Annotated in this window: 20 protein-coding genes and 2 pseudogenes; 8 read left to right on the top strand and 14 right to left on the bottom strand. The window is 71.3% G+C overall.

What is annotated here, in order from left to right:
* Positions 1-165 precede the first annotated feature (165 nt).
* Genes IEZ31_RS51065 through IEZ31_RS51055 form a run of 3 tightly spaced genes read right to left on the bottom strand, consistent with a single transcriptional unit; the run spans position 166 to position 2,463 of the window.
* Complete coding sequence (locus tag IEZ31_RS51065) at positions 166-1,377, bottom strand: hypothetical protein (protein ID WP_190257416.1); 1,212 nt, start codon at positions 1,375-1,377, stop codon at positions 166-168.
* 1 nt (position 1,378) lies between these two features.
* On the bottom strand, positions 1,379-1,906 hold the full coding sequence (locus tag IEZ31_RS51060; protein WP_190257415.1) for a SigE family RNA polymerase sigma factor: 528 nt from the start codon (positions 1,904-1,906) through the stop codon (positions 1,379-1,381).
* Positions 1,907-1,962: 56 nt separating this feature from the next.
* A complete protein-coding gene (locus tag IEZ31_RS51055) occupies positions 1,963-2,463 on the bottom strand; it encodes a GNAT family N-acetyltransferase (protein WP_190257414.1) in 501 nt (166 codons plus the stop codon).
* A 90-nt stretch (positions 2,464-2,553) separates the two neighbouring features.
* Between IEZ31_RS51055 and IEZ31_RS51050 the strand changes: the two genes are divergently transcribed.
* The 6 genes from IEZ31_RS51050 to IEZ31_RS51025 all read left to right on the top strand — a co-directional run bounded on the left by IEZ31_RS51050 (position 2,554) and on the right by IEZ31_RS51025 (position 8,151).
* Positions 2,554-2,799, top strand: a complete 246-nt coding sequence (locus IEZ31_RS51050) for an acyl carrier protein (protein WP_190257413.1) — start codon at positions 2,554-2,556, stop codon at positions 2,797-2,799.
* Entirely contained in the window at positions 2,783-3,526 is a 744-nt protein-coding gene (locus IEZ31_RS51045; RefSeq protein ID WP_190257412.1) for an SDR family NAD(P)-dependent oxidoreductase, read from the top strand. Before IEZ31_RS51050 ends, IEZ31_RS51045 begins: the two co-directional genes overlap by 17 nt.
* On the top strand, positions 3,523-4,872 hold the full coding sequence (locus IEZ31_RS51040) for an AMP-binding protein (RefSeq protein ID WP_190257411.1): 1,350 nt from the start codon (positions 3,523-3,525) through the stop codon (positions 4,870-4,872). Before IEZ31_RS51045 ends, IEZ31_RS51040 begins: the two co-directional genes overlap by 4 nt.
* Positions 4,869-5,915: a LuxE/PaaK family acyltransferase gene (locus IEZ31_RS51035; RefSeq protein ID WP_190257410.1), complete on the top strand. Its 1,047-nt coding sequence runs from the start codon at positions 4,869-4,871 to the stop codon at positions 5,913-5,915. The genes IEZ31_RS51040 and IEZ31_RS51035 overlap by 4 nt, the downstream gene beginning before the upstream one ends.
* Complete coding sequence (locus tag IEZ31_RS51030; protein WP_229837123.1) at positions 5,912-7,144, top strand: acyl-CoA reductase; 1,233 nt, start codon at positions 5,912-5,914, stop codon at positions 7,142-7,144. Before IEZ31_RS51035 ends, IEZ31_RS51030 begins: the two co-directional genes overlap by 4 nt.
* A 65-nt stretch (positions 7,145-7,209) precedes the next feature.
* The gene (locus IEZ31_RS51025; RefSeq protein WP_190257408.1) at positions 7,210-8,151 is read left to right on the top strand and encodes a glycosyltransferase family 2 protein; all 942 of its coding nucleotides are present in this window, start codon (positions 7,210-7,212) and stop codon (positions 8,149-8,151) included.
* Positions 8,152-8,157: 6 nt separating this feature from the next.
* On the opposite strand, the gene IEZ31_RS51020 is transcribed toward IEZ31_RS51025, so the two are convergent.
* The 10 genes and pseudogenes from IEZ31_RS51020 to IEZ31_RS50975 all read right to left on the bottom strand — a co-directional run bounded on the left by IEZ31_RS51020 (position 8,158) and on the right by IEZ31_RS50975 (position 20,373).
* Positions 8,158-8,907 carry a 2-phosphosulfolactate phosphatase gene (locus tag IEZ31_RS51020; protein WP_190257407.1) on the bottom strand — a complete coding sequence of 250 codons (750 nt, stop codon included), beginning with the start codon at positions 8,905-8,907 and terminating at the stop codon, positions 8,158-8,160.
* Between the two features lies 1 nt (position 8,908).
* A pseudogene (gene purL / locus IEZ31_RS51015) lies at positions 8,909-11,260 on the bottom strand (phosphoribosylformylglycinamidine synthase subunit PurL); the annotation flags it as partial.
* Between the two features lie 2 nt (positions 11,261-11,262).
* The gene (gene purQ, locus IEZ31_RS51010) at positions 11,263-11,943 is read right to left on the bottom strand and encodes a phosphoribosylformylglycinamidine synthase subunit PurQ (RefSeq protein ID WP_190257405.1); all 681 of its coding nucleotides are present in this window, start codon (positions 11,941-11,943) and stop codon (positions 11,263-11,265) included.
* A complete protein-coding gene (purS, locus tag IEZ31_RS51005; protein WP_190257426.1) occupies positions 11,940-12,194 on the bottom strand; it encodes a phosphoribosylformylglycinamidine synthase subunit PurS in 255 nt (84 codons plus the stop codon). Before purS ends, purQ begins: the two co-directional genes overlap by 4 nt.
* Before the next feature lie 132 nt (positions 12,195-12,326).
* Positions 12,327-13,832, bottom strand: a complete 1,506-nt coding sequence (gene purB / locus IEZ31_RS51000; protein WP_190257404.1) for an adenylosuccinate lyase — start codon at positions 13,830-13,832, stop codon at positions 12,327-12,329.
* Positions 13,833-14,125: 293 nt separating this feature from the next.
* Entirely contained in the window at positions 14,126-14,581 is a 456-nt protein-coding gene (locus IEZ31_RS50995) for a GtrA family protein (protein WP_190257403.1), read from the bottom strand.
* A complete protein-coding gene (gene rffA / locus IEZ31_RS50990; protein WP_190257402.1) occupies positions 14,578-15,735 on the bottom strand; it encodes a dTDP-4-amino-4,6-dideoxygalactose transaminase in 1,158 nt (385 codons plus the stop codon). The genes IEZ31_RS50995 and rffA overlap by 4 nt, the downstream gene beginning before the upstream one ends.
* Positions 15,736-15,754: 19 nt before the next feature.
* Positions 15,755-18,094 (bottom strand): hypothetical protein, encoded by a 2,340-nt coding sequence (locus IEZ31_RS50985; protein WP_190257401.1) that lies wholly within the window; start codon positions 18,092-18,094, stop codon positions 15,755-15,757.
* A gap of 114 nt (positions 18,095-18,208) precedes the next feature.
* Positions 18,209-19,057, bottom strand: coding sequence for a MaoC/PaaZ C-terminal domain-containing protein (locus tag IEZ31_RS50980; protein ID WP_229837122.1), 849 nt, complete (start codon positions 19,055-19,057; stop codon positions 18,209-18,211).
* The gene (locus IEZ31_RS50975) at positions 19,057-20,373 is read right to left on the bottom strand and encodes a 3-oxoacyl-ACP reductase (protein ID WP_190257399.1); all 1,317 of its coding nucleotides are present in this window, start codon (positions 20,371-20,373) and stop codon (positions 19,057-19,059) included. Before IEZ31_RS50975 ends, IEZ31_RS50980 begins: the two co-directional genes overlap by 1 nt.
* Before the next feature lie 92 nt (positions 20,374-20,465).
* Between IEZ31_RS50975 and IEZ31_RS50970 the strand changes: the two genes are divergently transcribed.
* Positions 20,466-21,740 (top strand): acetyl-CoA C-acetyltransferase, encoded by a 1,275-nt coding sequence (locus IEZ31_RS50970; protein WP_190257398.1) that lies wholly within the window; start codon positions 20,466-20,468, stop codon positions 21,738-21,740.
* Positions 21,741-21,916: 176 nt separating this feature from the next.
* On the top strand, positions 21,917-23,503 hold the full coding sequence (locus IEZ31_RS50965) for an ABC transporter permease family protein (protein ID WP_190257397.1): 1,587 nt from the start codon (positions 21,917-21,919) through the stop codon (positions 23,501-23,503).
* Positions 23,504-23,696: 193 nt separating this feature from the next.
* Here IEZ31_RS50965 and IEZ31_RS57855 read toward each other — a convergent pair.
* Positions 23,697-23,928: pseudogene (locus IEZ31_RS57855) on the bottom strand (hypothetical protein); the annotation flags it as partial.

The raw sequence follows: 23,928 nt of genomic DNA, 5'->3' as shown, positions 1-23,928 counted from the left end.
GGGCGTGGTGGATGGACGCGGCTCGCGGAGGCGGTGGGCGGAAGCAGTGGGTGGACGTCACTCGCGGGCGTCGTGGGTGGACGCGGTGGGTGGACGTGGCTCGCGGGCGTCGTGGGTGGACGCGGCTCGCGGAGGCGCTGGGCGGACGCGGTGAGTGGTGGAGGGTTAGCGGCAGTGCCAGACGGCGGCGTAGAGGGCGCCCGCGGCGTCGTTGGCCTGGCCGGCGATCACCCGCCCGTCGTCGCTGAGCGTCTCCGGCAGGTTGCTGAACTCGTCAGCCTTGTGCAGGAACAGATCCGGCAGCCGTACCGACGTGCCCGCGCCGGTCAGCACGCCCCTGCCCTGCGGGTCGGTGCCCACCATCCAGCCCGACGCGTTGGCCGTGCTCGGGCGTATCTGCATGCCCGGCACGGACTCGGCCGCGCCGGTGTGGAGGTTCCAGCGCATGCCGCTGCTGCCGTGCAGACCGGTCGCCCAGCCGTTGCGCACCGTGAAGGCGGCCGAGTCGTCGCCGGACGCGAGTGGTCGTCCCTTGCCGTCGGGCGTCCAGGCGTAGGCCACGCGGTTCGTCCCGACGTACACGTAGCCTACCGCGGTGCCGTCGTCGTCGACCGCGCGCGCAGCGCCGCCCTGCGCGTCCGGCGGTACCTCCAGGGATATCGGCTCCGCCGTCGGGCTGGCCCAGCGGACCGGCCGGCCGGCGCGCTCGCCGACGATGACGTTGCTCGCGTTGATGCCCTGCGCCTCGGCGCTGCGGCCCGCGGGCAGTTCGCTCACCCGGCCGTCGCGGTACAGCCAGGCGACCGGCTCGCCGTCGACGTAACTGTGGCCGACGGCCACGCCGGCCGCGTTGACCGAATGCATCGCCTGATCGTCGCCGGGGACGTCCACCTTGGACGCCTTGCCGTTCGTCCACAGCAGGACCTGCTGGGTGCCGTTGCCGGGGTACGACCGCCCGAACACCAGGCGTCCGGTCGGGTCGGCGGCGGTGACGATCGACTTCGGCACGTTGTCGGGGATCGGGAGCCGATCGACCGTGCAGGACGTGGGCAGCCGCGCGGGCGCCTTGGAAGGCGAGGCGGAGGCGGATGGGCTCGGCGCGGCGGTGGGCGCGGCGCTGGCCGCGACCGACGGCGACGTGCTCGTCCTTTCCGAGATGTCCGATTTACTGGTACCGATGGATCGCAGGCCGATCGGCAACGCCGCCAGCGCCAGCGCGGTGAAACCCGCCGCGCCGCTGGTCAGCGCCGCCCGGCGGGCCCGGCGGCGGCGCCGGCCCTCGCGCATCGCGCGGCCGACGTCGATCGAGGACGGACGGGGTGGTTCCTGGGAGAGTGTGCCCAGCAGGTCGCCGGCGTTGGACTCGTCAAGGTGCACTTCACCGCTCCTGGGTGCTGGTCAGGGCCGCCAGCGGCTGCTCGCCGAGCAGTCGCCGCAGCGCCGCGAGCCCGTGGGAGGTCTGGCTCTTCACCGTGCCGGCCGAGATGCCGAGGATCTCGGCAACCTCGGCGACCGGCAGGTCCTGGATGAACCGCAGCACCAGCACCGCCCGCTGGCGGCGCGGCACCTGGGCCAGCGCGGCGCGCAGGACCGAGCGGTCCTCCACGCTGTCCGGCTCGGGTGCGGCCACCGGCGGCGGCTCCGCGAAGAGCCGCACCCTCGCCCAGCCGAGACGGCGCTCGTCGACGAAGGCGTTCACCAGCATGCTGCGCACGTATCGATCCAGGTGATCGGCCTGGCGGATCTTCGACCACCGCACGAACAGCGTGGTGATGGTCTGCTGGACGAGATCGTCAGCGCGGTGCGAGTCGCCGGTCAGCGAGTACGCGAGACGGCGTAGCGCCGGCAGCCGCGCCGTGACGTACTCGACATATTCCTGCTCCGCACCTGCTGGGTCCCGGCCCATCCGTGGCGCCCTCCCTCGGGGGATTTGGTCCACCCTTTGACGGGTCCGGGGTCACGTCAGGTTGTACGCGACTTCTCGGTCCAGACGACGAGCTGGTCCTGGCCGTCGATCTCGATCGTGTAGCGGCGCTCGGGGACCTCGACGAAGCCGAACCGGCGGTGCAGCCCGATCACCTGCTTGTTCCAGGCCAGCGTCCGCCCGCCGAACGACGTGAGCTTCAGGTCGTCGAACGCGTAGGCGACGGCCGCCTTCTCCAGCTCCATCCAGGCCGGCAGCAGCTCGCCGCGCTCGGTCAGGCCGTCGACGTCGAGGAAGAAGCCCCACTCGGCGGTGCCGGCGTCCGGGTCGTGGTCGTTGAAGGTCACCACGCCGGAGTCGATCCCGTGGTACGAGAAAATCAGCACCCGCCGGGACGGGTCGGCCTGCACGTTGGCCCACCACTGAGCGTGACCCTCGGGGGTGATGTATGCGGTGTAGATGCTCGCACCCCGGGTCTTCGGATGGTTCCGCCAGGTGCGGATGGTCTCCACGTCCGATTCGCGGGCGTCGCGCAGCACCTGGAAACCTCCCGGGTCGTTGAACCGCTCGCCAACGGTACACTCGCTGGCGGACCCGCATGCGCCCTGATCGAACAGGACCCTGATCTGATGAGCAACCTCGACCGGCTCCGTGTCGCCTTCCGCACCGCGCTTGGCCTCCCGGAGGACTTCGATGTCGACAAGCTTGAGTATCGGGGGATCGAGCAGTGGGACTCGCTCGCCCACCTGACGCTCGTGGCCGAGATCGAGGACGCGTTCGACGTCATGATCGACACGGACGAGGTCATCGACCTGAGCTCGTTCGACAAGGCCGTCGAGATCCTCGGGAAGCACGACGTTGAGCTCACCGGCTGAGGCGCCGCAGCGGGTCGCGCTGGTCACCGGGTCGTCGCGCGGCATCGGCCGGGCCGTCGCCCGCCGCCTCGCCACGGAGGGTTACCAGCTGGTCCTGCACGGGCAGCGCGAGGGCTCGGCGAAGACGACGGCCGACGAGCTGGGCGTCGACGCCCTCGTCGTCCACGGGGACGTGAGCCAGGCGGCCGACGTCAAGGCCATGATGCGGCTCGTGTTCGAGCGGCACCGCCGGCTCGACGCCCTGGTCGTCAACGCCGGCGTCCACGAGGCCGGCCTGCTCGGCATGATGAGCGACGCGGCCGTCGAGCGGCTGTTCGCCGTCAATGCCGTCGGCGCCACCCACACCGTCCAGTCCGCGGTCAAGCTGCTGCGGCGCGGCACCAGCCCGGCGGTCGTCCTGCTGTCGTCGGTGATGGGCACGTCCGGCGCCGCCGGCCAGGTGGTCTACGGCGCGACCAAGGCCGCCGTCGCCGGCTTCACCCGCGCCGCCGCCAAGGAGCTCGGCCCGGCCGGCATCCGGGTCAACGCGGTGGCCCCCGGCTTCATCGCCACCGAGATGCTCGACTCCCTCGACGAGGCCGGCCGCGCCGAGCGGGTCGCCGCGACCGCGCTGCGCCGGCTCGGCGAGCCCGAGGACGTGGCCGACGTCGTGGCCTTCCTGCTCTCCGACCATGCCCGGTTCGTGACGGGCCAGGTGATCGGCGTCGACGGCGGTCTCGTCGTATGACGCTGCTGCACCCGGGCGCCCGGCTGATCGACGCCGCCACCGGCGCCGTCGTGGTTCCGCACGCGACGGGCGCGTTCGCCGACGCGCCGCCCGGGGTGGTCTTCCTGCGGATGCCGACCACCGTCGACGCGGTCCTGCGCTATGTGGACGCCTTCGAGTCCGGCCGGCCGCTCGCGCTGCTCGATCCGGCCCTGCCGGCCGAGGTGCTGACCGACTTCGTCGACCGGTTCGAGCCGGCCGTGGTCGCCGGGCCGCTGCCCGACGAGGCGCCGAAGGGCTACCGGGTCGACGGCGACCGCTGGGTCCGCGAGTCACCGGCCGCTGCCGCCCACCCCGACCTGGCCGTCCTGCTGGCGACGTCGGGCTCGACCGGCAACCCGAAGCTGGTCCGGCTGTCGCGGGCCGCGATCCTGGCCAACACCGCGTCGATCGTCGCGGCGCTCGGCATCACCGGCGACGACGTGGCGATCAGCAGCCTGCCGTTCTACTACTCGTTCGGCATGTCGGTGCTCAACACCCACCTCGCGGCCGGGGCGACCCTGGTCGTCGAGGCCGATGGCCTGCTCGGGCGGCCGTTCTGGCCGGCGGTCAACACGTTCGGCGTCACCTCGCTGGCGCTGGTGCCGTCGCAGTACGAAATCTTGAAACGCCTGCGCTTCGATCCGGCGAAGTACCCGGCGCTGCGCACGCTCACCCAGGCCGGTGGACGGCTGCGGCCCGAGCTGGTCGAGGACTTCCATGGGCGGATGAGCGCCGTGTCGGGCCGGCTGTTCGTGATGTACGGGCAGACCGAGGCGGCACCGCGGCTCACGACGCTCCCGGCCGACCGCCTCGCGGAGAAGCTCGGGTCGGTCGGCCCGGCGGTGCCCGGCGGGCGGCTCAGCGTGCGGCTCGACGACGGCACCGAGACCACCGGCGCCGACGTGCGCGGCGAGGTGCTCTACCGCGGGCCCAACGTCATGCTCGGCTACGCCGAGACGGCCGCCGACCTGGCCCGCGGCGACGACCAGGGCGGGCTGCTGGAGACCGGCGACCTGGGCCACCTCGACGCCGATGGATACCTGTACATCGACGGCCGCCTCAAGCGGTTCGGCAAGGTGTTCGGCGTCCGGCTCAACCTCGACGACATCGAGGGCATGCTCCCCGGCCCGGCCGCCGCGGTGGCCGGCGACGACAAGATCGTCGTCTTCGTCGCCCAGGACGGCAACGACCCGAGCCGGCTGCGGCAGGACCTCGCCGACCGGCTCAAGCTGCACTGGTCCGGCTTCGAGGTGCGCAGCGTCGCCGCGCTGCCGCTGCTGAGCAACGGCAAGGTCGACTATCGAGCGCTGGAGGCGGCGCGATGAGTGTCTTCACGTTGGCGCAGTCCGAACGCGAGGCCCAGCTGCTGCCCCGGCTGGTCGAGCTCACCGAGCGGCACCGGTCCGGCGGCGCCGCCTACGACAACATCCTGAACGCGATCGGGCATGCGCGCGGCCGGCGGTACGACGCGATCTCCGACCTGCCGTGGCTCCCGGTGCGGCTGTTCAAGACCCAGGAGCTCAAGAGCATCCCGGACGACGCCGTCTTCAAGGTGCTGACCTCCAGCGGGACGACCGGCGACGTCAGCCGGATCTACCTCGACAAGGACGCCGCCGCGGCGCAGACCCGCATGCTCGGCCAGACCCTGCAGACCGTCCTCGGCCCGAAGCGGCTGCCGATGCTCATCGTCGACTCGACGGCGATCATCAAGAACCGCCGCTCGTTCAGCGCGCGGGGCGCCGGCGTGCTGGGCATGGTGACCTTCGGCCGGGACCACGTGTGGGTCCTCGACGAGCACGACCGCCCCGACGTGGAGGCCGTGCGCGGCTTCCTGGCCAAGCACGGCGACCGGCCGTTCCTGATCTTCGGCTTCACGTTCATGGTGTGGCTGTACCTGTACGAGCTCGCCCGCGACCACGGCCTCGACCTCAGCAACGGCGTCCTGGTCCACTCCGGCGGCTGGAAGAAGCTGGTCGACCGCCAGGTCGACAACGCCGAGTTCCGCCGCGCGTTCCAGGCCGACACCGGCCTCACGCGGATCCACAACTTCTACGGCATGGTCGAGCAGATCGGCGTCGTGTACCTCGAGGGACCGGACGGCAACTCGCTGTACTGCCCGGACTTCGCCGACGTCGTGATCCGCGACCCCGTCACGTGGGAGCCGCTGCCGCCCGGCAGGCCCGGGCTGGTCGAGGTGGTGAGCACCCTCCCCGAGTCGTACCCCGGGCACGTCCTGCTCACCGAGGACCTCGGCGTGGTGCACGGCATCGACGACGGCGCATGGCCGGGCAAGCGGTTCTCGATCCTCGGCCGCCTGCCGCGCGCCGAGGCCCGCGGCTGCAGCGACACCTTCCAGGCGGCGGCGTGATCACCGCGCGCTTCCCGGCCGGTGCCGAAATTCGGTCGGTCGACCGACTGATCGCCGAGGTCACCCAGGAGCCGGCCGGTGGCCGGCTGACCGTCGGCGACGAGCGCGTCCGCGACTTCCTGATCGCGTTCTCCCGCCGCCTGCTCAAGCCCGACCTGGCCCGCCGCCACCCCGAGCTGGGCTCGCTCGGCTTCTTCCTGCGCAAGAGCGAGCTGGCCAAGGCGGTCGAGCGCCTCGGCGACGGCGCCGCCGGCCACCGCCGGGCCCCGCGCGGGCTGGTCCTGCACTTCCCGCCGGCCAACGTGGACACGATCTTCGTGTACTCCTGGGCGCTGTCGGCCCTCGCCGGCAACCACAACATCGTGCGCGTCTCCAACCGCTCGGCGGGCGCCGCCCAGACCGTCCTGGAGGCGCTCAACGACGTGCTCGCCGACGCCCACCCGGCGATCGCGCAGACCCAGCGGATGGTCACCTACGACCGCGACGACGCGCTCACCGGCGCCCTCATGGCGGCCTGCGACCTGCGCGTCCTGTGGGGCGGCGACCAGTCGGTCAACGCGCTGCGCACCTTTGCGGTGCCGCCGCTCGCCCGCGACCTGGCCTTTCCGGACCGCTCCTCGTTCGCGGCCGTCTCGGTCGCCGGCTGGCGGGCCGCGACCCCGGCCCAGCGCCGCGCGGCGGCCGACGGCTTCGCCAACGACCTGTACTGGTTCGACCAGGCCGCCTGCTCCTCCCCGCGCGACCTGTTCTGGATCGGCGACCCAGCCGCGGCCGACGTGGCCAAGGCCGAGTTCACGGAGCTGCTCGGCGAGGTCGTCGGGCAGCGCGGCTGGTCGGTCGACGCGGCGATGGCCGTCGAGAAGTACGTCGCCACGTACGGGCTGGCCGCGACCGGCGCCGCGACGCGCGTCGCCTTCGCCGGCAACGCGGTCGCCAACGTGGAGCTGGCCGACCTCGGCTTCGTTCAGCGGGAATGGCTGGGGGCCGGCACGATCTGCCACGTGACGCTCGGCTCGCTCGCCGAGCTGGCCCCGGCGATCCAGCGCAAGGACCAGACCCTGGCGCAGTTCGGCTTCACGATGACCGAGCTCGACGACTTCGTGACCACCCTGGCCGGTCGCGGCATCGACCGCATCGTGCCGTTCGGCCAGGCGTTGACGTTCGCGGGTGTCTGGGATGGTTTCGACCTGCTGCACGAATTCACCCGAATCATCACTATCCAGGCCTGAGTGGCTCCGTCCGGCCCGGGCTGGAGTACGGTGAGGTCCTTCGCGATAGTGAGGAGCCCCCGAAGGTGTCCCTGTCCGTCGTCGTCCCGTGCTACCGCTCGGCGCGCATCCTGCCCACGCTGGTGGAGCGCCTGAATGCGGTCCTGCCCGGCCTGCACCCCGACCACGAGGTCATCCTGGTCGTCGACAGCACCGACGACACGTGGGACGTGGCGAGCGAGCTGGCCCTGAAGTACGACCATGTGCAAGCCATCCGCATGGCCCGCAACTACGGCCAGCACAACGCCCTGATCGCCGGCATCCGCGCGGCCCGCCACGAGCGCATCGTCACGATGGACGACGATCTCCAGCACCCGCCGGAGGAGCTCCCGAAGCTGGTAGCGGCCCTGACCGACGACCTGGACGTGGTCTACGCGGTCTCGGAGGTCGAGGAGCACGGCGCGTTCCGCAACGTGACGAGCTGGGGCGCGAAGTCCCTGGTGATGGGCCGCACGATGGGCATACCCAACGCCGACGTCCTGGGCGCCTGGCGCATCTTCCGCACCTTCCTGCGGGCGGGCTTCGACCAGGTGAGCGGCCCGCACGTCTCGGTGGACATCGTCCTGAGCTGGACGACGACCCGGGTCGGCTCGGTCACGGTCAGGATGGACCAACGCCAGGAGGGCAGGTCCGGCTTCACCGTCAAGTCGCTGGTGAAGCACATGGTCAACATGATCCTGGGCTACTCGACCAAGCCCCTGCGCTGGGTAACCTGGCTGGGCTTCGCCATCGGCCTGGCCGGCCTGGCCCTGACGATCATCTGGATCATCCAGTACGTCCGCGGCGAGACGACGGTGGCCGGCTTCACGACCCTGGCGTCGCTGATCGCCTTCTTCTCGTCGGCGCAACTGGTCGGCATCGGCGTCCTGGGTGAGTACCTGGGCCGGGTCCACTCCCACGGCATGGGCCGCCCGACGTATGTGATCCGCGAGCACATCACCCGCGGCCAACGCATCGAGCGCCGCTAGCCCCGCCTAGGCCGGATTGAAGACGCCGTTCGTCAGGACCGGGACGACGTTCGAGACGCCCGACTCTACGGCCAGAGCCACGTCCTCGGCGAAGCCGCGGCCGATCAGCTCCTGGCCGCTCACGCCCTTGCGGACGGCGGCGGGCACGTTGCGGACCGAGGCCAGCGCGGCCAGCGTCACCGCCGCCTCGACCGACAGCGGGGCGCCGAGCAGCGACAGGCCGTCGAGCACCGCGGCCGCGCCGAGCAGATCCTCGACGCACGGGCGCAGGGTGCCGTCCGGCCACAGCTCGCCGGCCGCGATCACGCCGACGGGGTGGGACGGGGTGCCGTAGCCTCGTTCGCGCAGCCAGCGGGCGACGGCCGGCGCGTTGCGCAGACCCGCCGTCACCACCGGGACGCCCGTGGAGGAGGCGGCCGAGCAGATCGTCGCGCCGTTCGGGGACGGCAGGACCAGGTCCGCCACGACCGGAGCCCTCAGCAGCGCGTGCGGCGACAGCGACCACGGCGACGACGGGGACACCTTCGAGCGGCCGACCGCGACGGCGGCGCCCATCCGGTCGGCGTAGGCGCGGGCCTGGTCGCTCCACGGGAACGGGTGGACCCGCATGCCCCGGCCGACCGCGATGTCCACCGAGGTCGAGAACGACAGGACGTCGACCACGACGAGGACCGAGCAGACGCGGGCCAGCTCCGCCGCCCCGGCCGGGCCCCAGTCGAACCGGGCGCCCGAGCCGGGCTGCGCGAAGACGGTCATGTCAGACGTCGCCGGGCGACGCCGGCACCTCCGGGGCCTCGACTTTTTCGAACATGGCCGGCGGTGCGGTCGGCTCGACGTACGCCGGGGCCTCCGTCGAGACCTCGCCGAACAGGGCCGGCAGCGTGCCGGTCCAGGCCGCTCGCAGCTCGTCGAGCGAGATCGTGAACTGGCCGCGGATGTCCAGCGTGCGGCTGCGGCCGTCGACCGAGCCGATCACCGTGACCGGCAGGCCGTGCTGGGCGGCCAGCGACGCGAACGCCTTCTCGTGGCCGCGCGGCACGGAGACGAGCGCGCGGGCGGTCGACTCCGAGAACAGCGCGACGAACGGGTTGAGGTCCTCCGGCAGGACGATGTTCGCCCCGTGGTCGTACCGCAGGCAGGCCTCCACCAGCGCCTGCGCGAGCCCGCCGTCGGAGAGGTCGTGCGCCGACGACAGGTGCCCGCGCTCCCCGGCCTCGGTCAGCACCGAGGCGAGGATGCGCTCGCGGGTCAGGTTCACGCGCGGCGGCTGGCCGCCGAGGTGCTGGTGGGTGACCCAGGCCCACTCGGAGCCGGACAGCTCCTCGGTCGTCTCGCCGAGCAGCATGATCACGTCGCTGTCGCCGCCGAAGCCCATCGGGACCCGGCTGCCGACGTTGCCCATGACGCCGAGCACGCCGACGACCGGCGTCGGGTGGATCGCCTGCGAGCCGGTCGAGTTGTAGAAGCTGACGTTGCCGCCGGTGACCGGGATGCCCAGCTCGGCGCAGCCGTCGGCCAGGCCCCGGACCGCCTCGGCGAACTGCCACATGACCTGCGGGTCCTCGGGGGAGCCGAAGTTCAGGCAGTTGGTGACGGCCAGCGGGGTCGCGCCGGCGGCGGCCACGTTGCGGTACGCCTCGGCGAGGGCGAGCTTGGCGCCGTTGTACGGGTCGAGCCGCGCGTAGCGGGCGTTGCCGTCGACGGACAGCGCGACGCCCAGGCCGCTCTGCTCGTCGATGCGGATTACGCCCGAGTTCTCCGGCTGGGCGAGGATCGTGTTGCCCTGCACGTAGCGGTCGTACTGCTCGGTGACCCAGCTCTTGTCGCACAGGTTGGGGCTGGCGGCCAGGCGCAGCAGGGTCTCGCGAAGCGCGACGCCGCTGCGCGGGCGCGGCAGCGTCTCGGCCCGGTCGGCCTGCAGCAGGATGAGGTCGGCCGGCTCGCGCATCGGGCGGGCGTAGACCGGGCCGTCGTCGGCCAGCGAGCCCGGCGGGACATCGACCACGACCTCGCCGTGCCAGCTGATGACCAGGCGGCCGGTGTCGGTGACGGTGCCGATGGCGGTGGCGAGGACGCCCCAGCGCTCGGCGACCTGCAGCACGTCGTCGAGCTTCTCCGGAGCGACGATGAGCAGCATCCGCTCCTGCGACTCGCTGGCCAGCACCTCCTGCGGGTCCATCGAGGCCTCGCGCAGCGGCACCAGGTTGAGGTTGACGTCCATGCCGGTGCCGGCCGCCGCGCTCGTCTCGGTCAGCGCGCAGGTCAGCCCGGCGCCGCCGAGGTCCTGCACGCCCACGATCAGGCCCCGCTCGTACAGCTCGAGGCAGCTCTCGATGAGCAGCTTCTCGATGAACGGGTCGCCCACCTGCACCGACGGCCGGCGGGCCGGGCCGTCCTTGTCGAAGGTGGCGCTGGCCAGCACCGACACGCCGCCGATGCCGTCGCGGCCGGTCTTGGCACCGAGCAGCACGACGATGTTGCCGGGGCCGTGCGCCTCCTTGTTCTGCAGCCGGTTGACCGGCAGCACACCGACGCACAGCGCGTTGACCAGCGGGTTGCCCTGGTAACAGGGGTCGAAGACGACCTCGCCGCCGATGTTGGGCAGGCCCAGGCAGTTGCCGTAGCCGCCGACGCCGGCGACGACCCCGGGCAGGACCCGCTTGGTGTCCTCGTGGTCGGCGGCGCCGAAGCGCAGGGGGTCCATCACGGCGACCGGCCGGGCGCCCATCGCGAGGATGTCGCGCACGATGCCACCGACGCCCGTGGCCGCGCCCTGGTAGGGCTCGACGAAGCTTGGGTGGTTGTGCGACTCGACCTTGAACGTCACGGCGATCTCGTCCGAGATCTTGATGACGCCCGCGTTCTCGCCGATGCCGGCGAGCATCAGGTCGGACTTGGGGGCCTTCTCGCCGAACTGGCGCAGGTGGACCTTGCTGCTCTTGTACGAGCAGTGCTCGCTCCACATGATCGAGTACATGGCCAGCTCGGACGTGGTCGGGCGGCGGCCCAGGATCTGGCGGATCCGCTGATACTCGTCCTCGCGCAGGCCGAGGTCCTCGTAGGGCTGCTCCTCGTCGGGCGTCTTGCCGGCCTGCTCAACGGTGTCGACGGTCATACTCGGGCTCCCAGATGTGCGAGCACGGACGTGAAGATGCCGAGCCCGTCGATGGACGGGCCGGTCAGCACCTCGACCGCGTGCTCCGGGTGAGGCATGATCCCGACGACGTTGCCGGCAGCGTTGGTGATCGCCGCGATGTCGTGCAGCGAGCCGTTGGGGTTTCCCCGCACGTACCGCGCGACGATGCGCCCCTCACCTTCGAGCTCGTCAAGCGTACGCTCGTCGGCCATGTAGCAGCCCTCGCCGTTCTTGACCGGGATCACGACCTCCTGGCGCGGCGTGAAGTCGCGCGTCCACGCGGTCGTCGTGCTCTCGATCCGCAGGCCCTGGTCGCGGTTGCGGAAGTGCAGGTGCTGGTTGCGGGTCAGCGCCCCGGGCAGGAGGTGGGCCTCGCACAGCACCTGGAAGCCGTTGCAGATGCCGAGAACCGGCAGCCCGTCGCCGGCCGCTCTGATGATCGACTCCATGACGGCGGAGAACCGGGCGATCGCGCCGGCCCGCAGGTAGTCCCCGTACGAGAAGCCACCCGGCAGGATGACCGCGTCGACCCCGTAGAGGTCGGCCTCGGCGTGCCACAGCGGGATCGGCGCCGCGCCGGCCAGCCCGACAGCCCGGGCGGCGTCGCGGTCGTCGAGCGAGCCGGGAAACGTGACGACACCAATGCGGGCGGTCACTGCTGTTCGACCTCCGGCTCCTCGACGCGCAGCGTGAAGTCCTCGATCACCGGGTTGGCGAGCAGCATGTCGGCGATGTCGCGGGCCCGCTCGAGGTCGGCCGAGCCTTCGAACTCGATCTCGATGCGCTTGCCGATGCGCACGGACGTCACGTCGGCGACGCCGAGACGCGGCAGCGCGTTCGCGACCGCCTGACCCTGGGGGTCCAGGATCTCCGGTTTGAGCATGACGTCAACCACGACGCGGGCCACGGGGCACTCCTGACGTTGAGTCGGGCGCTCGAGGGCGAGCGACACGAGCCTACCGGGCGGGACAACGCCGCAGATCACCGGCTTGTCGCCCAGCACGCATCTTAGCGGTACCGCTGAATGCCAAGATCGGCGTCAGAGAATCGGTGGCGGGACGTACGCCGCCGCGGCCGGGTTGGCGGCGACCACCTCGTCGATCATGTCCACCACCGCCCTGACCTGCGCGGATGCCGCCCCGACGAACTGCTGCGGGTCGCTGACCAGCGCCTCCACCTCGGGCCGCGACAGGCGCAGCCGCTCGTCGTCGGCCAGCCGCTGGAGCAGGTCGTTGTCCTGGATGCCCTTTTCGCGCATGGCGAGCGCCACCGCCACGGCGTGCTCCTTGATCGCTTCGTGAGCATCCTCACGGCCGACCCCGCGCCCGACGGCCGCGACGAGCACCCGGGTGGTGGCAAGGAACGGCAGGTACCGGTCGAGCTCGCGCGCCACGACCGCCGGGTACGCCCCGAACTCGTCCAGGACGGTCAGGAAGGTGGCGAACAGCCCGTCGACGGCGAAGAACGCGTCGGGCAGCGCCACCCGGCGCACCACCGAGCACGAGACGTCGCCCTCGTTCCACTGGTCGCCGGCCAGCTCGCCGACCATCGAGAGATACCCCCGGACGACGACGGCCAGCCCGTTGACCCGCTCGCAGGAGCGGGTGTTCATCTTGTGCGGCATCGCCGAGGAGCCGACCTGGCCGGCCTTGAAGCCCTCGGTCGCCAGCTCGTACCCCGCCATCAGCCGGATCGTCGTCGCCAGGCTCGACGGCCCGGCCACGGCCTGGGCGAGCGCCGACACCACGTCGAAGTCCAGCGAGCGGGGGTACACCTGGCCGACACTCGTCAGCACGTTGCGGAACCCGAGGTGCTCGGCGACGCTACGCTCCAGCCGCGCGAGCTTCCCGGCGTCGCCCTTGAGCAGGTCCAGCTGGTCCGCCGCCGTCCCGACCGGCCCCTTGATCCCGCGCAGCGGATAGCGTTCCAGCAGGTCTTCGATCCGGCGGTACCCGATGAGCAGCTCCTCGGCGGCGCTGGCGAAGCGCTTGCCGAGGGTCGTGGCCTGCGCCGGCACGTTGTGCGACCGCCCGACCATGGCCAGCTCGTCATACTGCTGGGCGCGCCCGGCCAGCCGGGCGAGCGCGGCCACCATCCGGTCCCGGACGAGCTCGAGCGACTTGCGGATCTGCAGCTGCTCGACGTTCTCGGTGAGGTCCCGCGAGGTCATCCCTTTGTGGATGTGCTCGTGCCCGGCGAGGCCGGCAAACTCCTCGATGCGCGCCTTGACGTCGTGGCGGGTGACCCGCTCCCGCTCGGCGATGCTGACCAGGTCGACGTCGTCGAGCACCCGCTCGTAGTCCTCGACGACCCCGTCGGGCACCGCGACCCCGAGCTCACGCTGCGCCTTGAGCACGGCCACCCAGAGCCGCCGCTCCAGCCGCACCTTCTCCTCGGGAGACCAGATCTCCACGAGCTCGGGCGAGGCGTACCGGTTGGCGAGCACGTCAGGAATCCGCGGCTTGTTCACGCCCCCATTCTGCCCGCCGCCCTCGCCGCCGCCGTCGGACGGCTCGTCTTGCGCGCCCTGCAAGGCACCTTGCATGATCCGCAAGCTTCAGCCGGTTGGTGGCTCCATTCCATGATCAAGGGAAGGATTTGGCTGCCAGGACAACCAAATGCTTCCCTTGATCATGGAGCAGTCGCCCGCGGGACCTTAGGGTTGCCCGCTTTGCGGCTGCCGGGTGCGCGCCCGGCCGCCGTTGCGTGCTCGCCGTGGGTCGGGCCGTGGCGGATCAGGACTGGCGGACCATCCGGGGATCCCCGACGGTGCCTGGCCGCGCGGATAGGCCGGCGTCACCGCCCACGACCGCCACCGCGGACCTCCACCGCCAGGCCTCAGTCGGTCGCCGAGGGCTTGGTGCGGCGGATGCGGAAGACCCAGAACTTGGTCAGCTGGTAGTTGATGATCGGGGCCGTCACGATCAGGATCGCCTGCGAGATCAGGACCGGGATGCCCGCCAGTTCCACCAGCAGCGGCAGCCCCACCAGCGTGAAGCCCAGCGCCCACAAGCACACCACGTAGAACTTGAAGAAGCCCGCGATCACCGGGCCCTTCGACTGGAAGACGAACTGGCGCTGGAGGGGGTAGGTGACCAGGGCGCACAGGAAGTTGGCGGCGAAGGTCGGGACCAGGTAGTGCAGCCAGTCGCGGGTCAGCAGGTAGAGGGTGGCGTAGAAGGCGTAATACGAGACCGCCGACACGCCGCCGACCAGCAGGTAGCGGACCCGGCGGTCGTTGGCCAGCGCCACCACCGTTCGGGCCAGGCGAGGGCGGGCCTCGGTGTCGGTCACTCGCGCGGCCGGAACGTCTCGACGGCGTTGATGACCAGGTCGATGTCGTCGTCGGTCATGCCCGCGTAGAGCGGGAGGCGCAGCAGCCGGTCGGCAACGTCCTCGGTCACCGGGCAGCCCTCGGGGCCGACCCGGCCGAACTTCTCGCCGGCCGGGGCCAGGTGCAGCGGCTGGTAGTGGAACGTGCCGAGGACGCCGTGGCCCAGCAGGTGCTTGAGCATGCTCTGGCGGCTGTCCAGGTCGGGCAGCAGCAGGTAGTAGAGGTGCGCCGGCTGCTCGCGGTCGGCCGGGACGGTCGGGCGGACCACGCCGTGCTCGGCGGCCCAGGCGGCCAGGCGCGCGTCGTAGCTCGACCACACGTGGTGGCGGCGGCGCTGGATGTCGGCGAAGTGCTCCAGCTGGGCGGTCAGGAACGCCGCGAGCAGGTCCGACGGGAGATACGACGAGCCGATGTCGATCCAGCGGTACTTGTCGACCATGCCCCGGAAGAACTGGCCGCGGTTCGTGCCCTTCTCGCGGATGATCTCGGCGCGCTCGAAGTAGCGGGGGTCGTTGAAGACCAGCGCGCCACCCTCGCCGCACTGCACGTTCTTGGTCTCGTGGAAGCTCTGCGTCGCCATCGCGCCGATCGAGCCGAGGTTGCGGCCGCGATAGGTGCCGCCGAGGCCGTGGGCGTTGTCCTCGATCACGACGAGGCCGTGCCGCTCGGCGATCGCGTTGATCGCGTCCATCTCGACGCCCACGCCCGCGTAGTGCACGACGACGATCGCCTTGGTGCGGTCGGTGACGGCCGCCTCGACCTGCCGCTCGTCCAGGTTGAGCGTGTCCGGCCGGATGTCGACGAAGACCGGGACGGCGCCCCGCAGTACGTAAGCGTTGGCGGTCGAACAGAACGTGAAGGACGGCAGGATGACCTCGTCACCCGGGCCCAGGTCGAGCAGCATCGCGGTCATGTCGAGCGCGTGGGTGCACGACGTGGTGAGCAGCGCGTGCGGCGCACCGACGAGCTCGGTGAGCAGCGCGCTCGCCCGCTTGGTGAACGGGCCGTCGCCGGTCATCGGTCCACCGGTCATCGCCTGGTGCATGTAGCCGGTCTCGTCACCGGTCAGGAATCCCTTGTTGAAGGGGACGGCGAGTTGGTTGGTGGACGTCACTGCTGGAGCCTACCTAACGTCAGGACGGGGCCAATTGGTATACGACGCAGGGGCCCGACCGGTAACGCTCGGTGGCGAACGTTCCCAGTTTCGGTGAAACCCCGCCCTGCGACTCGTCGACGAACAGCCACCGCACGCCGTAGCGGTCACGCAGCGTAGCGACATTCTCGGCGGTCGGGTCCTTGAAGACGGCATCGTTGTCGGCCAGGATCTCCGGCCGCCAGTAGGGGATGTAGCCGACCCACTCGCCGAGCCGCGCCGCCTCCTCGTGGGCCGTCGTCGAGAAGCCCCAGCCCTCGACGAGCATGCGGCGCTCGCTGTACGCCGTCATGGAGAAGTGCAGGTCGCTGCACTTGCCCTCCCACATGAGGCAGTGCGCGTTGGTGGCGACCAGGTCGTCGGCATCGGAGTGGTCGCGCAGCCAGCGGCCGGCCTCCAGCGTGCCCTCGCCGACGATCTGGGTGCCCTGCACGACGTTGCGCCAGCCGTCCGCCCTGGACTCCCGCGCGATCAGGTTGTAGTTCTCGATGCTCGTGTTCAGGCCGTAGCCGGCGAGCAGGGCCACGGTCAGCGCCAGCGCGGTGCCGAACCCGAACGACCAGCCGCGCCGGCGCAGCAGCACCGCGGCGACCACGAGCGCGGCCAGGAACAGCGCGGCGGCCAGGCCGAGCTGCGCGTAGGGGGCGACGATCTCGTGCCGCCACGCGCCCTCGTTGGGCATCCTGTTCCGGGTTGGGATCGTGGTGCGGCCGTGGGCCTGGACGAGCTGGACCGCGATGATGCCGAGGACCGCGCTGCCGAGCAGGGCCGCGCCGCGCTTCCAGGTCATCCGGCCGGCCGGAAGCAGCGCGGCCAGGCCGACGACCGCGGCGACCGAGATGTAGGGCCGGGCGGCCTCGATGAAGAACCGCTGGCTGTCGCCCGACTGGCCGGTCAGCATGGTGGCGCCGGCGCCGCTGAGCCCGATGCCGAGCATCACCATGATCTCGGGCGAGCGCGCCGAGCGGCGGAAGAGGCCCAGCAGGCCGGCCCAGACGCAGCACCAGCCGAAGATCGTGAGGAAGGCCAGCAGGTTCAGGTGGTCCTGCGGCAGGAAGGCCACATACTGCGTCGTCATGCCCAGCGGGCTGGTCACCACGACGTTGAGCGCGTTGAAGCCGCTGCCCTGGCTGGTCGAGCCGAACAGCACGAGCTGGGAGTACGCGAACGCGACGCCGGTCAGCCCGAGCGCGATCAGCGCGCCGCCGTGCAGCCGGCGACGGAACACGAGCTCCACCGCAAGCACCAGCAGCAGCCCGCACACCAGCAGCGGCAGGTAGGTCGCCTTGCCGCCCATCACGCCGGCGAGCAGGATCGCCAGCAGCACCCACCCGCGGCGGTCGCTCTGCCGGACCGTCTCGCGGAGCCGGTCGACCAGCACCAGCATCACCGGCACGAACAGCAGCGCGCCGAAGGTCTGCGTCGGCCCGGACCACACCGTCAGGCGCAGCGACGAGCCGTCCTCCAGCGGACTGAAGGCCAGCTTCTCGTACGCCGGCAGCATGTGCCACCCGAACGGGTTCGGCGCGAGCACGAAGAGCGTCACGACCGCGGCCGCGACGCCGGTCCACCAGCCGCCGGTGAGCTTGCGGGCGAGCACCGCGACGAGCACCGCGAACGCCATGAGCATCGGCAGCATCGACAGGCGCAACAGCAGGACGGCGGGCTCGATGCCGGTGACCCAGCTGGTCGCCGCCATCTCCGGGTAGACGAACCAGTGGTAGTAGAGCGGCTCGTCGGTGATCCACGGCACGACCATCGGCATGTGGTGCTTGGCCTCGCCGACGAGCGCCAAGTGGAAGGTCGAGTCGGTGTCCGGGGTGGAGTTGTACGGGAACCGCAGGCCGTAGACGCGGTAGAACTTGCAGCTCCACAGCAGGATCAGGCCGGCGATCCCGGTGAGTGCCCACTGCCACGGCAGCGGGGGGCGCTCGGCGTCGGGGGAGCCGCGCCAGTACCGCCGGAGCCCGGGAACCGCCAGGAACACCGCGACGGTCGCGAGCGGCCAGGCGAGCACCAGCAGGGGCAGGCCGACCCAGCGGGCGGCCACGTAGCAGAACACCTCGCCGACGTAGCCGAGCGCCAGGCCGGCGGCGACGTCCGCGACGAACCAGCCCTTGCCGCGGTGGAAGAACCGCCACCAGAGGGTGCCCGGCAGGGTGATGCCGAGGCCGAGGTACAGCAGGAAGATCGCCGTCGTCGCGGGCGGGACTTCGTAGAACCACAACACCGCGAACGTGGCGACAAGAAGGATCGCCGGAGGCAGCCAGCCGACGAGCGGCAGGCTGCGCGACCGTTCGCCCGGCGACCCGTCCGTCACGGGTTCGCCACGCTCCGCGACGGTCGCCCCGGTTGGCGTCTGCATGCTTCTCGAGCCCCCCGAAACGGTGAACTGGGCGCACTGGCAGGCATCGGGCCGTGCGGCGGCACAATGTTATGGCGTCGCCCCTGCAGTGTCGACCGTTCCGTTCAGATGCGGTTTACCTGTCCGGACGTCCCACACGGAGATCGCCCATTCGTCACCATTGGTCGCGGCGTCGAAGCCGACGTCCGCCGGGAGCAGGATCGGAAGCTTGAACGACACCCGGACGGCGTAGGCGTCGGGCAGCCGGCCCTCCAGCGCGGCGAGGCACCGCGCCTTCGTCCACATGCCGTGCGCGATGGTGCGCGGGAAGCCGAACGCCTTGGCGAGCAGCCGCGAGGTGTGGATCGGGTTCCGGTCGCCGGAGACCGCCGCGTAGTCGGGGCCGGTCCGCTTCGGGACCCGCCAGACCGAGCGGGCCGGGACGGGCTCCGTTGCCTCCTTCTTCGCGCTCTTGGATCCGGCGGTACGGCGCAGGTACGTCGAACGGCCGGACCAGACGACCTCTTCGCCGATCGTGGCGGTCGCGACGACGTCCAGTTGGGTGCCCCGGTCGTGCGGGCGCAGGGCCTCCGCCCGTACCGCCAGATCAAACGCGTCCGAAGCCCGCAGCGGCCGGTGCACGCGGATCTCGTTCGCCACGTGCACCAGCCCGAGCAGCGGGAACGGGAACTCGCCGGCGGTCATCAGCCGCAGGGCCAGCGGGAACGCGAGCACGTGGGGGTACGTGGCCGGCAGCGTGTCGCCGAGGCGGAAGCCGCACACCCGGTCGTACGCCGCCAGGTGCTCGCGGTCGGTGCGCACGCCGCGCAGGACCAGCTCGACGTCGGGCAGCCGCGGCTCCCTCGCCGTGCTCCTGCGCAGCGCGGCCGACCGGTAGAGCGGGCCCAGCGCCGGCGCCCGCTCGAGTTCCAGCCGCATCACGCCCCCAGCAGGCTCTGGCCGCAGACCCGGATGACGTTGCCGCTGACCCCGCCGGAGGCCGGGTTGGCCAGCCAAGCGATCGTCTCGGCCACGTCGACCGGCAGGCCGCCCTGGGACATGCTGTTCATCCGGCGGCCGGCCTCGCGGATGAACATGGGCATGGCCGCGGTCATCTTGGTCTCGATGAAGCCGGGCGCGACCGCGTTGAGCGTGAGCCCGCGGGCGGCGACGGCGGCCGCGCTGGACTCGACGATGCCGATGACGCCGGCCTTCGAGGTCGCGTAGTTGGTCTGGCCGCGGTTGCCGGCGATGCCCGACACCGACGAGACGGTGACGATCCGCCCGTTGCCGCCGAGCAGGTTCTCGGCGAGCAGCACGTCGTTGATCCGCTCCTGGCTGGTCAGGTTGACGTCGAGCACCGACTGCCACTGCCCCTCGTCCATCCGGCCGAGGGTCTTGTCGCGGGTGATCCCGGCGTTGTGGACGAACACGTCGGCGTGCACGTGCCGGGTCGCGATGAAGTCGGCCAGCCGCCGCGGTGCGTCGTCGGCGGTCAGGTCGAGCTGCAGCGCGGTGCCCTTGAGGTCGTTGGCGACCCGGGTCAGCTCCTCGCCGGCGGCCGGGACGTCCAGGCAGACGACGTGGGCCCCGTCGCGCGTGAGCACCTCGGCGATGGCCGCGCCGATGCCGCGGGCGGCGCCGGTGACGATCGCGGTCTTGCCGACGAGCGGCTGCTCCCAGTCGTCGGGCAGGTCGACGCTGGCCGGCCCGATGCGCACGACCTGGCCCGACACGTACGCCGAGCGGCCCGACAGCAGGAACCGCAGCGTCGACTCGACCGCGTCCTCGGCGCCCGGCGCGACGTACACGAGCTGCGCCGTCGTGCCGTGGCCGACCTCCTTGGCGACCGAGCGGACGAACCCCTCCAGCGCGCGCTGGGCGGTCGCCTCCCGCGCGCTGGCGCACAGCTCGGGCGGGCTGCCGAGCACGATCACCCGTCCGGAGGAGGCCAGCGTGCGGATCACGGGGTGGAAGAAGTCGTACAGCGAGCGCAGCCCTCCGCTGTCCGCGATCGCGGTGGCATCGAAGATCAGTGCGGCGTTGCGGTCGGACTCGGACGGTTTCGGCAGGGTCTCGATGATCTTGCTGATTGGCGCGTTGAGGCGCCCGGTCCCGCCGATCACGACCGGCCCGGCGAGCACCGGATCACCCGGTCGGTACCGGCGCAAACGGGGCGGGTCGGGCAGGCCGAGCCGTTTCACGAAGAACCGTCCGGCGCCCGAGTGGGCGAAGCTGGCGTAGCGATCGGTCATTGCAGTGCCTCCCCAGTCACAACAATCGCGCTAACCTACTCACGAGTAGGCTAGCGCCTAGGATGCCCTGACGCGTCGAGAAGGAGACACCGATGGCCCCGGTCCGGGTAGCGATCGTCGGCGGTAACCGCATTCCCTTTGCGCGCTCAGGCAGCGCCTATGCCACTGCATCAAACCAGGACATGCTGACCGCCGCCATAGACGGACTTGTTGCTCGGTTCGGGCTGGCCGGGGAGCGGCTCGGCGAGGTCGCGGCGGGTGCGGTGCTCAAGCACAGCCGCGACTTCAACCTCACGCGCGAGTCGGTGCTCGGGTCGCGGCTCGACCCGCGCACGCCGGCCTACGATGTGCAGCAGGCCTGCGGGACCGGCCTGGAGGCCGCGATCCTGGTGGCGAACAAGATCGCGCTCGGCCAGATCGAGGCCGGCATCGCCGGCGGCGTCGACACCACCTCCGACGCGCCCCTGGGTGTCAACGAGGACATGCGGCGCATCTTCATGGAGCTCAACCGGGCCCGCTCGGTCGGCGCCCGGCTGCGCGCCGTCGGCAAGCTCCGCCCCACGCAGCTCAAACCGGACATCCCGCGCAACGCCGAGCCGCGCACCGGCCTCTCGATGGGCGACTCGGCCGCGCTCACCGCGGTCGACTTCGGCATCACGCGCGGCGACCAGGACGCGCTCGCCCTCGCCTCGCACCTGCAGCTCGCCGCCGCCTACGAGCGCGGCTTCTTCGACGATCTCATCACGCCGTACCTCGGGCTCGCCCGCGACCAGAACCTGCGCCCGGACACGTCGCTGGCCAAGCTGGGCTCGCTGAAGCCGGCCTTCGGCCGCGGGCCGTCGGCCACGATGACGGCCGGGAACTCCTCCCCGCTGACCGATGGGGCGGCGGTGGTACTGCTGGCGTCCGAGGCATGGGCGGCCGCGCGGAACCTGCCGGTATTGGCATACTTCGACACGGCGGAAACGGCGGCGGTCGACTTCGTGCACGGCGCCGACGGCCTGCTGATGGCCCCGGCGTACGCGGTCCCGCGCATGCTCGCCCGCGCCGGCCTCAAGCTGCAGGACTTCGACTTCTACGAGATCCACGAGGCGTTCGCGTCGCAGGTGCTGGCGACGCTGAAGGCCTGGGAGGACCCGGCGTTCTGCAAGGAGCGGCTCGGCCTGGACGAGCCGCTCGGCGCGATCGACCGGTCGCGGCTGAACGTCAACGGTTCGTCGCTGGCCGTGGGTCACCCGTTCGCGGCGACGGGCGGCCGGATCGTGGCGACGCTGGCGAAGCTGCTTTCGGAGCGCGGTTCGGGCCGCGGCTTGATCTCCATCTGTGCTGCTGGCGGGCAGGGCGTGACGGCGATCCTGAGCCGCTAGGTCGCTGGGGGCCGCGCGGCTGTCCTGCGCCGCTGTGGTTGCTGGTTGCTGGCCGTCGTTGCGGCTGTCTTTTGCCCGCTGTCCTCGCCCGCTGTCCTCGCCCGCTGTCCTCGCGGTTGTCCTCGTCCGCTCTCCTTCCGCAGGCGGCGAGCGGTGGTCGCCAATATCCTCGGAGCATGACCGGCATCCAGCCCACCATGCTCCGCCCGGCCCCCGCCCGACCGGCGTGGCAGACGGTCCTCGGCTTCGTGCTCGTCCTGCCCGCGTTCATCCTCCTGCTCATCACCTACGTAGAACCGACTGTCTGGACAATCCGGTCAAGCTTCAGCACCTTCACCGGAGTCAGGTTCAGTCCCGCCGGCTCCACTTCCGGCTTCGACAACTACTCGCGGGCGTTCGACGCCGGGCTGGGCGACAACCTGCTGTACGCCCTCAGCCTGGCCGCACCACAGCTGGCCTTCGTCCTGATCCTGGCGCCGCTGCTGGCCTGGGCCGCCTCCCGCAGCGGCCGGATCGGCCGCTCGTCGACGCGGGCGGTGCTGACGATCCCGCTGGCCGCCTACGCCCCGATGGCCATAGCGCTGGCCCTGCGCGTCTCGTACTTCAAGGACGAACCCAGCGCCCGCGTCTCCTACTGGCTCGGCACCTTCGGCTTCGTGGTCGCGGCGGCGACCCTGGTCTACCTGGCGGCCTTCCGCAGCCGCCGCCTGGTGCAGCCGCTCGTCGTCGCGGCGGTGATCCTGGTCCTGGCGGTATTGTCGGCGGGCCTGCAGGAGTTCACGTACTCCTACGTCGCGGGCTTCGGCGATCGGACCGACCAGACCCCGGCAGGCGCGGCGGTACAGCAGAGCCTGGTCTTCTTCCGCCCCGGCGTCGGAGCCGCAGCATCGGTGATCATGCTGCTCCCACTCCTCCTCTTCGGCGCGTTGGCAACGGTGCTGATCATCCGCTCGGGCCTCCGCCTGGAGTCGGACCCGCGCCCCCCGGTCGACCCCCCGACCCGCTCCGCGGCCCCGTGGACGGTGACCGGAATCCTGCTGCTGATGGTCCTGGCCGTCACCCTCTCCGCGCTGTGGCCGTGGCTGTCGAACATCACCAACGAGTCACCGAGCTCCCGCTCGACCGCGGTCAACACCTGGGTCCCCCCGCTGATCTCGACGGCCGTGGCCGTGACGGTGGCGGCCCTGGCGGCATTCGGCATCAGCGGCCTGCGCCCGCTGGGCCGCCACAGCGAGTGGCTCCTACTGCCCTTCGGCCTGTTCCTGTTCGTGGGCGTGGCCCCGCTGGCGCTGCGCGCCTTCGCCAGCGGCCAGACGGCGCACCGCCTGAACACCTTCTTGGCGCTGATCCCGCCGTCGAGAGTGGCGATCCCGGCCCTGTTCGTCCTGGCGCTACTGTTCAGAGGCCAGGCACTACGCCGCGACGTGTCGCTGCAGGAGGGCCGCCCGGCCCCGTGGAGCCCGCTGATCCTCCCGGCCGTCCCGATGCTGGCCCTGGCCTACGCCGCAACCTGGCTGTCCCAGGTCCAGAACGTCCTGTGGCCGTACATCACGGCAGCCGTCCCCGACCACATGACCGCCCACGTGCAACTGATCCAGGTCCTACAGACCTTCGACGTGGACCACCTGCCGTACGGCAAACTCCTACCCCTCCCGCTCCTCGTACTCCTGCTGCTGGCGGGCGTAGCGACCCAACTCTTCTATCTGGACCGCGTGGCGCTAAGGGCCGGCCTCCCAGAACGAGACCACCCACCCCGCACCTGACCAGCCGTTCCGGGGGTTGCCGCTAATACTGCGGCCCGCACACGGATGCGGTGCTTGTGCAGTCGAACCCACGGAGACGCGGAGCGCCTCACCGGTTTCAAGACCAGGTGCGACAGGGGCTCTCACCTGCTCAAACGCGGGCGCGCCGCGCCTCTATGACACAGCCCAGGCACAACGCCTGCTGTGACGCTCCCTACCGCTCCTCGGGTGCCGGCCGAAGGCGACCCGACTTCGGGTCGTAGCGGACCAGACCACGCTCGTCAGCCATCCCGGCGGCCTCGGCGGACACCTCGTTGGCCACGCTGTACATCATGCAGAAGTAGGTCAGCGGGTCCGTAGCCTTCAGGGTTCGTGCGCCAAGCAGACTCGGAGGTGAGCTCGTGTAGTGGACCTTGAGTCGTAAGTTCGTCGTCGCCTGCCGGTGT

Origin of the sequence: Dactylosporangium sucinum (genome assembly GCF_014647515.1) — a bacterium.
Taxonomy (GTDB): domain Bacteria; phylum Actinomycetota; class Actinomycetes; order Mycobacteriales; family Micromonosporaceae; genus Dactylosporangium; species Dactylosporangium sucinum.
This window is presented reverse-complemented; position numbering and strand designations above follow the sequence as displayed.